This window comes from Hallella absiana, assembly GCF_025457485.1.
GTDB classification, from domain to species: Bacteria; Bacteroidota; Bacteroidia; order Bacteroidales; family Bacteroidaceae; genus Prevotella; species Prevotella absiana.
In genome coordinates, this window is the sequence record NZ_JAMXSP010000015.1 from 1 (window position 1) to 11,864 (window position 11,864).

The 11,864-nt window shown below is 53.6% G+C and carries 9 protein-coding genes; 8 read left to right on the forward strand and 1 reads right to left on the reverse strand.

What is annotated here, in order from left to right:
* The first annotated feature begins 329 nt into the window (after positions 1 to 329).
* From cysS to NG346_RS08810, 8 genes are all read left to right on the forward strand, one after another.
* Positions 330 to 1,814 carry a cysteine--tRNA ligase gene (gene cysS, locus NG346_RS08775; protein ID WP_262280475.1) on the forward strand — a complete coding sequence of 495 codons (1,485 nt, stop codon included), beginning with the start codon at positions 330 to 332 and terminating at the stop codon, positions 1,812 to 1,814.
* Between the two features lie 143 nt (positions 1,815 to 1,957).
* Positions 1,958 to 4,021, forward strand: a complete 2,064-nt coding sequence (locus NG346_RS08780) for a dipeptidyl-peptidase 5 (protein ID WP_262280476.1) — start codon at positions 1,958 to 1,960, stop codon at positions 4,019 to 4,021.
* A 167-nt stretch (positions 4,022 to 4,188) separates the two neighbouring features.
* Positions 4,189 to 4,848, forward strand: coding sequence for a hypothetical protein (locus NG346_RS08785; RefSeq protein WP_262280477.1), 660 nt, complete (start codon positions 4,189 to 4,191; stop codon positions 4,846 to 4,848).
* A 24-nt stretch (positions 4,849 to 4,872) separates the two neighbouring features.
* On the forward strand, positions 4,873 to 6,402 hold the full coding sequence (gene rpoN, locus NG346_RS08790; RefSeq protein WP_262280478.1) for an RNA polymerase factor sigma-54: 1,530 nt from the start codon (positions 4,873 to 4,875) through the stop codon (positions 6,400 to 6,402).
* Between the two features lie 2 nt (positions 6,403 to 6,404).
* Positions 6,405 to 7,016, forward strand: a complete 612-nt coding sequence (locus NG346_RS08795) for a phosphatase PAP2 family protein (RefSeq protein WP_262280517.1) — start codon at positions 6,405 to 6,407, stop codon at positions 7,014 to 7,016.
* A 76-nt stretch (positions 7,017 to 7,092) separates the two neighbouring features.
* Positions 7,093 to 7,599 (forward strand): 5-(carboxyamino)imidazole ribonucleotide mutase, encoded by a 507-nt coding sequence (gene purE / locus NG346_RS08800; protein WP_262280479.1) that lies wholly within the window; start codon positions 7,093 to 7,095, stop codon positions 7,597 to 7,599.
* 59 nt (positions 7,600 to 7,658) lie between these two features.
* Positions 7,659 to 9,518 (forward strand): 4-hydroxy-3-methylbut-2-en-1-yl diphosphate synthase, encoded by a 1,860-nt coding sequence (locus NG346_RS08805; RefSeq protein ID WP_262280480.1) that lies wholly within the window; start codon positions 7,659 to 7,661, stop codon positions 9,516 to 9,518.
* A 120-nt stretch (positions 9,519 to 9,638) separates the two neighbouring features.
* Complete coding sequence (locus tag NG346_RS08810) at positions 9,639 to 10,598, forward strand: aldo/keto reductase (protein WP_262280518.1); 960 nt, start codon at positions 9,639 to 9,641, stop codon at positions 10,596 to 10,598.
* A 346-nt stretch (positions 10,599 to 10,944) separates the two neighbouring features.
* On the opposite strand, the gene NG346_RS08815 is transcribed toward NG346_RS08810, so the two are convergent.
* Positions 10,945 to 11,760: a DUF3108 domain-containing protein gene (locus tag NG346_RS08815; protein ID WP_262280519.1), complete on the reverse strand. Its 816-nt coding sequence runs from the start codon at positions 11,758 to 11,760 to the stop codon at positions 10,945 to 10,947.
* Positions 11,761 to 11,864 lie beyond the last annotated feature (104 nt).

The following is an 11,864-nucleotide window of genomic DNA, read 5'->3' on the forward strand; positions in this document are numbered from 1 at the left end:
TGAAAGCCTTCAGGTCATGCCTGAAGGGAATAAGGGATATACCCTTCTTTTTCTATAGATGTGTTACTGTCTTTGGTTAGGCAGCGGCATCTGCCCGCCACGGACAATCCCCCTTGGGCCTTGATTATATATTAAGTAGGGGGCGGCTCAGTGAGCTTTTGCCCCTTCTTTATTTTTGTTTCGGCGGGTGCGTACTTACCAGGGAGCGTAGCAACGGTGCGTAACAGTTTTCAAGCTACTGGCCCTGACGTGCTATTCTTCTTTGCCTTTATTGTCTATTTCGAAATAAATCATTAACTTTGCATCTATAATAAACAACGTTTGGGATTATGGAACAGAATTTATTGATTTATAATACGCTCACCCGCAGCAAGGAGCTCTTCAAGCCTTTGAATGCTCCCCACGTGGGTATGTATGTCTGCGGACCTACTGTCTATGGTGATCCGCATTTGGGTCACGCCCGTCCGGCCATTACTTTCGACGTGCTCTTCCGCTATCTGAAGCATCTGGGCTACAAGGTTCGCTACGTGCGCAACATCACCGATGTGGGCCATCTCGAGCACGACGCCGACGAGGGCGACGACAAGATCGAGAAGAAAGCACGGCTGGAGCAACTCGAGCCCATGGAGATCGCACAATACTATACCAACCGCTATCACAAGGCCATGGACATGCTCAACGTGCTGCCGCCGTCGATAGAGCCCCACGCAACGGGACATATCATCGAGCAGGAAGAGCTTGTCAAGGAGATCATGAACAATGGTTTCGCCTACGAAAGCAATGGTTCTATCTACTTCGACGTGGAGAAATACGATCAGAAATACCACTACGGCATCCTCTCCGGACGCAATCTCACCGACATCAAGGACAACAGCCGTGAGCTCAACGGAGTAGGGGAGAAGAAGCATCAGTACGACTTCGCCCTATGGAAAAAGGCTACACCGGAGCATATCATGCGCTGGCCCAGTCCCTGGAGCGAGGGTTATCCCGGTTGGCATTGCGAGTGCACGGCTATGGGACGCAAGTATCTCGGCAACCATTTCGACATCCATGGCGGTGGCATGGACTTGATCTTCCCGCATCACGAGTGCGAGATCGCGCAGGCAGTAGCCTCACAGGGCGATCAAATGGTGCACTACTGGATGCACAACAACATGATCACCATCAACGGACAGAAGATGGGTAAGAGTCTCGGAAACTTTATCACTCTCGAGCAGTTCTTCACCGGCAACCATCCCACACTGGAGCAGGCCTATTCGCCAATGACGATCCGCTTCTTCATCCTCTCGGCTCACTACCGCGGCACGGTGGACTTCTCCAACGACGCGCTCAAGGCTGCACAGAAAGGCTACGACCGTCTGATGAAGGGCATCAAGGATTTGGCCCGCGTGCAAGCTGCCAAGGGATCGCAACCCGAGGTGCAGAAGTTTGTCAAAGAACTGCGTCAGCGTTGCTACGACGCCATGAACGACGACCTGCAGACACCGCTGGTCATCAGCGCGCTCTTTGAGGCTTGCCATCTCGTCAACCAGCTTGTTGACCACAAGGCTAAGATCTCTGCCGACGATCTCAAGGAGCTCGGCGACACCATGCGCCTCTTCACCTTCGACCTGCTGGGCTTGAAAGACGATGCCGCTGAGGGTAATGCCAGCCGAGAAAAGGCTTATGGCAAGGTCATGGAGATGGTGCTGCGCCTGCGCCAACAGGCCAAGGAGGCCAAAGACTGGGCTACCAGCGACCAGATCCGAGACGCACTCAACGATGCAGGCTTTGTCATCAACGATACCAAGGACGGCACTACCTGGTCGCTGTAAAAGACAGAGTAAACATATTATAGACATAGTAACATAGTAAACACAAGTCACACTATATGTTTACTATGTTACTATGTCTTTTTTATTTATGTTACTCTGTCTAAAAGAAAATCATTATCTTTGTATCATAAAATCTACGGTATATGAAGAAAATAGCAGTTTTTACTTTGGCTCTGCTCGCCGCTATGCCGCTTGCGGCACAGAAACGGGCGTTCACCATCGAGGATATCTATCGGTTGCAATACGCTTCCGGTCCAACCGTGTCGGCCACCGGTGCACTGGCCTACGGCACCAGCCGCTCTGACCTGAAGGCTCAGAAGAGCTACAGCAACATTGTCGTGAACGGCAAAACCATCACCACTGACAACAAGAGCTTCTCGCCGTTCTGGTCGGCCGACGGACGCACACTCTACTATGTCTCCATGGCCAGCGGCTCATCTCAGCTTTATGCCTGGCGCGACGGCAAGGCTACACAGCTCACCGACTATGCGCTGGGCATCGACGGCGCCACCGTGTCGCCCGACGGCAACTTGATTGCCTTCGCCGCAGAAGTTTATCCCGAGATCGGCGGCGCTGACGGTAAGGCCAACAAAGCCGCCATCGAGCGCAAGGCTAAGAATCCTATACAGGCACATATCGCTGATCATCTGCTCTATCGCCATTGGACGGAATACAGCGACGGGAAGTATTGGCATATCATTGTCTATAATCTCAAGAACAAGACCTACACCGACGTCACGCCGGGACGGTTCCACTCACCGGTGTTCTCGCCCAGTGGTCCTTCGGGCTTTGTGTTCTCACCCGACTCCAAGGAGCTTTGCTATCTGAGCAACCACGACGAGCATCCTGAGGCCACGACGAATTGCGACCTCTGGGTAGTGCCCGTGACCGGCGGCGAGGCAAAGAACATCACGGCTGAGAACAAGGCTTGGGACGGCTCGCCGCAGTATTCGCCCGACGGACGCTACATCGCCTACCGCTTCCAGCGCACGCCCGGATACGAGAGCGACCGTTTCATCCTCGGACTCTACGACCGCAAGACGGGGCAGAAGCGTGTGCTCACCGAGAAATTCGACAATTGGGTCGACGACTATAAATGGACTCCGGACTCCAAGGCTATCTATTTCCTGGGGGAAGAGCGTGGCTATGAGCCCCTCTATCGTGTCGACTTGAAGAACGACCGCATCACTAAGGTCATCGCCAACCGCGCTATCGGCAGCTTCGACTTCGACGGCAAGGGCGGATTCTACTATACTTATTCGCGCACCGGAAAGCCGTCGGCCATCTACCACGCCACCGCCAAGGCCATCGCGGCGGCCAAGGGACGCCCAGAGCTCAAGGAAACACAGGTGACACATCTTAACGACAGTCTGGAGGCCACGGTGGACATCCGACCCTCGGAGACCATGTGGATCAAAGGAGCCAAAGGCGACTCCGTCGAGGTGTTCATCGTGAAACCACACGGCTTCGACCCCAACAAGAAGTATCCATTGGTCATCAATGTACACGGTGGACCACAGATGCAGTGGATGGATTCTTTCCGTCCCGACTGGCAAGTCTATCCCGGTGCTGGCTATGTAGTGGCTTATCCCAATATCCACGGCTCCACGGGCTACGGACAGCAGTTCTGCCGCGACATCAGCGGACACTGGGGCAGCTATCCCTTCGAAGACTTTATGAAGGCCACCGACAAGCTCGCGCAACTCGCCTACGTCGACTCTACGCGCATGGGAGCCATGGGATGGAGCTACGGCGGCTATTTCATGAACTGGGTACAAGGACAGACCAAGCGCTTCAAGTGCCTGGCCTCGATGATGGGACTCTTTGACCTGCGCTCGATGTGGGGCGCTACAGAGGAGCTCTGGTTCCCCAACTTCGACCTTGAGGGACAGCCCTGGAACTCAGAACTCTACACCAAGTGGAGTCCGTCGAGCTATGTCAAGAACTTCGCCACGCCTACGCTGATCATCACCGGTGAGCGGGACTATCGTGTCAGCTACACACAGAGCCTGCAATATTTCTCCACGTTGCAGTCGCTGGGCATCCCCTCGCGTCTGATCGTCTTCAAGAACGATGGTCACTGGCCCAGCACGCTGAAGTCCATGCCGCTCTACTACAATGCCCACCTCGAGTGGTTCCATAAGTATCTTGGCGGTGCGCCCGCTCCCTGGGACAGCGAGAAGATGGTGCAGCAGGGGGAATGGTAAAAAACACATGATAGAGAGGTCTCTGAAGGACCTCTCTATTGTTTTAGTGACATGCAGTGCTTTTATCTGTAAAAAAGAGTGGAGAAAAGGTGCAACCAAACGGAAAAAGACGTATCTTTGTAGACAAAACAAAGAAATGATGTCAACAGCACCTAAATCCTAAGATTATGGCAAGACTTTGGCAAGACGATTACTGGTTGTTGCTCCTGCAACTCTATCTCAAGGCTCCGCAAGGCGTGAAGCCCCTCTATAGCCGTGCACTCATCGACGTGGCATTGCGCACACATCTCAAGCCGCAGTATATCTATCGCAAGCTCTTCCGCCTGCGACGCATCGACACACCATTGCTCCAGGAACTGTGGAACCGCTATGCCGAGAAGCCTGCACGGCTGAAAGCCGTGGTGAAAAAACTGCAGATGATGGACGGCTTCGGCAATGCCGAGGAGTTCTACGACGGAGTGGAAGCCACCAGAGAGTGGGAACGCGACTTCAAGCCCGTCAGTGCCGAAGAGGCCGCGAAGGGCAAGGATGCCGTCACACCGGTGAAGCTCATCGCCATCCTCGACCTTTACTACCAACTGGTGCCGGCCACGATGGTTCCCAGCACACCCGAAGTAGCGGCACTGGCAAAGTTGTTGCGCATGAGCGCCCAGGAGGTTGCCGACATCATGACCGTCTATCAGGCCTGCGATCCTTTCCTTAGTGAGGACGAGGGACGCAAGAGTCCGCTCTATGAGCCTTGCCGAAACATCTGGCGACGCTTTGGCAATGACGATCCCGAAAAGCTGGCCGCGCTGGCAGCACAACTCAAAGATTACTGGAAATAGACTCTCTCCCCTACATAGCATGTTATGGCACAAAAGTTAATACAGACTGAAACACAACAACAACTCCAGCAGCAGAGGCTCTCACAACAGCAGATGCTGCAGGTGAAACTGCTGGAGATGCCCTTGGCTGAGCTTGAGCAGAACGTCAATGCTGAGCTTGATGACAACCCGGCACTGGAGCATGACGACCATGAGCCTGACGAGTTCGGAGGGAGTGACGACCGCGATGACCGTCTGTCCGACGCCGACGGTGACGGCGATCAGGAGGACTACGAGGTGAAATCTGAGCGAGAAGAGCGTGAGGACGCCTTGGACAGTGCTCTTGAGGATCTGGGACGCGACGACGCAATGCCCTCCGCCGAATCCTCTTACTACGGCGGATCCGACACTGACGACGCTGACCGGGAAGAGATGGTGTGGGGAGACACGACATCGTTCTACGATAAACTGAAAGAGCAGATGGGTGAGCTGGAACTCACCGAACAGCAGCAGGCTATCATGGAATACCTGATCGGATCGCTCGACAGTGACGGACTGCTGAGGAAAAGCCTCGACGACATCGCGGACGAACTGGCTATCTATCACAACATCGACGTATCCACATCGGAGATAGAAAAGCTCCTCAAACTTCTGCAGACCTTTGATCCAGCCGGTATCGGGGCGCGAAACCTACAGGAATGTCTGCTGTTGCAGATAAGGCGGAAGCCGAAAGGCAAGGTGCGCGAACTGATGGAGAGTGTCATCAAAGACCATTTCGAAGACTTCACGCATAAGCGGTGGGACAAAATCTCACAGGCTTTGCAGCTCACCGACGAGCAGGCGACAGCACTGCGCAACGAGCTTCACCGTCTCAACCCGAAGCCCGGTGCATCACTCGGCGAAGCGATGGGACGTAACCTACAGCAGATCACGCCCGACTTTATCGTGGACACAGACGACGAAGGCAACGTGACGTTCACGCTCAACAATGGCCGTATTCCCGACTTGAAAGTGTCCCAGACCTTCTCTGACCTTGTCGACACCTATAAAAACAACAAGGCGAAGATGAACCGGCAGGATAAGGAGGCGCTGCTCTATGCCAAGGAGAAACTCGACAAGGCACAGGGATATATCGATGCCGTCAAGCAGCGGAGACATACGCTCTACGTCACGATGAAGGCCATCATCGACTGGCAGAAGAAGTATTTCCAGGACGGCGACGAGGCAGACTTGCGCCCGATGATCCTCAAAGACATCGCGGAGAAGACTGGTCTCGACATCTCTACGATCTCGCGCGTGTGCAATGTGAAGTACGCACAAACCCGCTGGGGCACGTTCCCCTTGCGTTTCTTCTTCTCCGACAGCTATGTCACCAAGGACGGAGAAGAGATGTCGACGAGAAAGATCAAGGTGGCGCTTCGCGACATCCTGGAGCAGGAGGACAAGCACAAACCGCTCAGCGACGATGCCCTCGCCGCCATGATGAAGAAAAAAGGATTCCCCATCGCAAGGCGCACCGTGGCCAAATACCGTGAACAACTGGGTGTGCCCGTAGCACGCCTGAGAAAGATATGATGATGAAAGAAAAGAATATAATACTGACAGCAAGGCTGATGAGTCTGATCTTCACGCCGTTTTATCTGCCGATAGTCGGGCTCATCGCTCTGTTCACCTTCAGCTATCTGAGCATCATGCCATGGCAATACAAGCTCAGCGTGGTGTTTATGGTGTATCTCTTCACCATTCTCTTCCCCACACTGCTGATCCATGTCTACCGACGCTACCAGGGATGGACACCATTGGAGATGGGAAAGAAGGAGCGACGCATGGTGCCTTACATCATCGCCATCCTTTGCTACTTCTGCTGCTACTACATCATGAGCCTGCTGCGTATTCCGCAGTTCATGGCCAACATCCTTGTGGCGGCGCTGATGATACAGATTGTCTGTGCCGTCATCAATGTTTGGTGGAAGATCTCCACCCACACGGCAGCCATAGGAGGCTTCGCCGGTGCGCTCGTAGCGTTCTCGATACTCTTTGCCTTCAACCCGATCTGGTGGTTCTGTCTCGTCATTCTCATTGCGGGACTGGTGGGCAGCAGTCGCATGATCCTGCGTCAGCATACCCTCACGCAGGTGGTTGTCGGCTTCCTTGTAGGCGTGATTCTGGGCTTCTGGACAATTCTGTAAGCAGCCGGAAACGTTGAGGCCTCGTGAAAACAAATAAAGACATCAATTAGATACCATAGATTTAAAAGACATAAGTATGAAACCATTAGTAAGTATCATCATGGGCTCTACAAGTGATCTGCCCATCATGGAAAAAGCATGTAAGTGGCTCGACGACCAACAGATTCCCTTTGAGGTTAATGCATTGTCGGCTCATCGCACACCCGACGCTGTTGAGGCTTTCGCCAAGGGAGCCAAGGAGCGCGGCATCAAAGTCATCATTGCCGGTGCCGGCATGGCTGCCGCTCTGCCCGGTGTCATTGCTGCCTCTACACCGCTGCCCGTCATCGGTGTGCCCATCAAAGGCATGCTCGACGGTCTCGATGCCATGCTGAGCATCATACAGATGCCACCGGGGATCCCCGTAGCCACTGTTGGCGTCAACGGCGCACAGAATGCTGCCATCCTCGCCGCTGAGATGATCGCCCTGGGTGACGAAGATGTCGCCAAGAAAGTGGAGGCATGGAAGGCTGGACTCGGCAAGAAGATCGAGAAAGCCAACGCTGATCTCAAAGAGGTGAAATATACCTATAAGTGCAACTAAGCGACGGAGTCCTTCTTAGGACTCCATTCGCTCATCAACATACCAACTCATCAACAGATATGGTCGATTTGTTTAACTATCATCGGCGCGAGACTTCTGTAGTGCATATCGGCAGACTGGATATGGGAGGAGACAATCCAATACGCATCCAGTCCATGACCACTACCAACACCGACGATACGCAGGCTTGCGTGGAGCAGGCTGAACGCATTATCAAAGCAGGAGGAGAACTCGTCAGACTGACCACACAGGGTGTGCGTGAAGCGGAGAATCTCAAGAACATTCACGATGGAATACGTCGTGACGGCTTCGCTACGCCACTCGTCGCCGACGTGCATTTCAATCCTCGTGTGGCTGACGTGGCTGCACGCTATGCAGAGAAAGTGCGTGTCAATCCGGGCAACTATGTCGACCCGGCACGTAAGTTCATCAAGAAAGAATATACCGATGAGGAATATGCCGAAGAACTGAAAAAGATAGAGGACCGCTTTGTGCCCTTCCTGAATATCTGCAAGGAGCACCATACGGCCATTCGCATTGGCGTGAACCACGGCTCGCTCTCGGACCGTATCCGCAACCGCTACGGCGACACACCGGAAGGTATTGTGGAGAGCTGCATGGAGTTTCTGCGCATCTGCAAGAAAGAGCATTTCGACGATGTGGTGATCTCTATCAAAGCTTCCAACACGGTGGTCATGGTGCGGTCGGTGAGATTGCTCGTAGACCAAATGGACAAGGAAGACATGCACTATCCTTTGCACCTTGGCGTGACGGAAGCCGGTGAGGGTGAGGACGGACGTATCAAGAGTGCGGTAGGCATTGGCGCCCTGCTGGCCGACGGCATTGGTGACACCGTACGCGTGTCATTGTCCGAGGAACCTGAGGCTGAGATACCCGTCGCACGACATCTTGTAGACTACATAGGCCGCAAGGCTGGCAGTCTGATCGTCCCCGGCGAGGCCTACGAAGGCTTTGACTGGCTTCGTCCCACACGACGCGAGACACAGCCCGTCGGGAATGTGGGAGGCGCACACGTGCCTGTTGTCATCGTCTCGGCTGAGCAGACCGACTATGCCGGTAAGGCTGACTATGTCTATGTAGGACAGCAGGTGCCTGAGCATCCACAGTCCGGCAAACACTATATCCTCGACTACGATGTCTTCGCACAACTGCAAAGTGAGGGTAATCTCGGCAAGGCGCAGGGCGAGGCAACGTTTTATCCTATCTTCCCCGTGGTGGCCATGCCCTTGGTGGGCATGGTACAGAGCGACATGAAGTTCCTCGTGCTCCAGTTCGGAACACCGAGTGCTGAGTACCTGGCTTGCCTGAAGGCACATCCGGAAGTGGTGGTTGTCTGTACGAGCAACCAGCAAAACAGACTCGGTAATCAGCGCGCGCTTGTTCACGAGATGATGACCGCTGAAGTCAGCAATCCCGTCGTCTTCGCACAGATGTACCAGCTCAATGACAAGGAAGAGTTCCAGTTGGAAGCTGCCGCCGACATGGGCGCACTGATGATGGACGGACTTACTGATGGCATCTGGCTGATGAACAAGGGCAATATCAGTGTCGGCGACATCGAGGATACGGCCTTTGGCATCTTGCAGGCAGCCCGTCTGCGCACCTCGCGCACCGAGTATATCAGTTGTCCGGGCTGTGGACGTACGCTCTACGACCTGCGCACGACGATCGCGCGCATCAAGGAGGCTACTAAAGACATGCACGGACTGAAGATCGGCATCATGGGATGTATCGTCAACGGACCGGGAGAGATGGCAGACGCCGACTACGGTTATGTGGGTGCAGGACCGGGAAAGGTCTCACTCTACCGTGGACAGGAATGTGTGGAAAAGAACATTCCAGAGGATGAAGCCGTGGATCGTCTGCTGCAACTCATCAAGTCCGACCGGCAAGGGTAGAACTCTCTTTGCCTCACGGCACTGTCCTGAACGGAGCCGTGGGGCAATATAGTCACCAAAATTCTCTACTTTAAAGACAAAGCAATGAATATCAACACGAAGAGCAGAACGCTGAGCGAGATGGAGCTGAGGAAGCCTTATATCGCCGCGGACAGCCGTTATGACCAAAGCCACAGCCTTTACCGCCGTTGTGGACGGTCAGGCGTGTTGCTGCCAAAAGTGAGTTTGGGCTTTTGGCACAACTTTGGCGGCAATGACAGCTATGAGCGTGCGCGTGACATCACGCACTACGCTTTCGACCACGGCATCACTCACTTCGACCTTGCCAACAACTATGGACCTCCCTACGGCTCGGCAGAAGAGACGATGGGCAAGCTTCTCTGTGACGATTTCTTTCGCTATCGCGACGAGCTCTTCATTTCCACGAAGGCAGGCTACGACATGTGGCCGGGACCTTACGGCAATTGGGGCTCGCGCAAATACCTCATGGCAAGCATCGACCAAAGCCTCCGGCGAATGGGACTGGACTATGTCGACCTCTTCTACAGCCATCGCTACGACCCTCAGACACCGTTGGAGGAGACTTTGCAAGCCTTGGTCGACATCGTCAGAGCGGGCAAGGCGCTCTATGTGGGCATCTCACGCTGGCCACTGGAAGCCTTGAAGGTCGCTGACAAGTACCTTCGCGACCATGATGTGCCTTTGCTGATCTATCAGGGACGGGTCAATATGATCGACCACGAACCGATTGACGAGGGCATATTGGACTATTGCAGCGAGCATGGCATTGGCTTCATCAGCTTCTCACCGTTGGCGCAGGGACTGCTCACCGACCGATATCTCAATGGCATTCCGCAGGACTCCCGTATGGCACATGGCGGTTCCTTGACCGCTGATAAGCTCACGCCGGAACTGTTGGCGCGCCTACGTCAGCTCAACAGCGAGGCACAGGCTCAGGGCCATACCCTTGCCGAGAATGCGCTGGCATGGATCCTTCATCAAAAGGGAATCACGAGTGTGCTCGTAGGAGCCAGTAGTGTGGGACAGTTGGAAAGGAACATGAAATGCATCTTTGACTGACGGGCTTGCAGCCTCTGTCCGTTTGGCTTGTCTTTAACCGTAAAGAATGAGAATATCATAAGGCTTTCAGTATAAGTAAAACGAAAAAGCCCCTCACAGTCATTTCTTTGGTCTGTGAGGGGCTTTTCTTGATATAATAATAATGGTATCGCCGAATAAGCAACGAGCTCTCAGCGCGCGTTTTTTGCAACAAACTGCTTCGGGGTGTAGCTCTAATGGCTGTTGATGCCTTCGTTGTTGCCCGTTGAGGCTCTTTTTATTGCCTACTGATACTCTCTTTCTTGTCTGTTTATGCTCTCTTTTTAGTCTGTTGAGACTTTATTCTTTGTCTCTTGCTAACATTGTCTTACTTCACGCGTGACTGAATCTCGCCTTTCACGCCCTTGTATCCAACCAGGAAGGCCTTGGCAGATCCGAAGCGGAGGTGGAGATCCAAGCGTACGGGGATGTGGTTGGCATCGTCGCTGACAAAGAAGTCTACGATCTTTTTATAGGGCTTTCCGTCCTCTTTTTCGAGATAAGCCAACTTCAGGCATCGGTAGGTGTGGCCGTCGTCGGCTTTGACATTGACTTTTCCCTCATAGTGCAGACGTGCGGGGTCACGGCTGTCGCCGTCGACCATCGGGAAGTCAACATTGTGTCCTTTCTTCCAGCTTTCCGGGTTGAAGGAGCGTGCACGCAGGAAGATGCTCATCATGTCGTATACGCAGTCGTTGTAGGTGTGCTTTTCCCATTGACTCTTCCCATCGCTTTTTTTGCGGTGTTGCACAACGTGGCACTTGCCTTCGGGATAGGAATAGAACACCTCGTCGACCGTATATCGGCTGCCTTCGCGTGCGCCCTTGCGATAATAGAGTGGTGCCATCTCCAAGCTGTTGTAGCACAGCAGAGTGTCGCGCAGTACGAAGAAATCGTCAACGCGGTGGTTGCCGCGGGTGATGAGGCTGCCGCGCCATGCCGGCGTGCCTTTGTAGACACTCCTTACCGTAGAGAATGAGGCAGAACCAGCCTTGACCCATACGAACTTCCAATTATAATAGAGGTTGTAGGAGAGAAACTCTCCTGACTTGAACGCTGTGTTTCGGAATGTACACTGCGCTCCGGCTTGCGTGGCGACCATGGCCAGCACAAGACTGACAAACCAGATTTTCAGTGTTTTCATCATTTCTTGATTTTGTTATTCTGTCTTGATACTTATATGGAACAATCTTTATGCTTATACAGAACCGGCAGTGAGCCTCTTTCCCAATCGGATTTCGTCGTTGC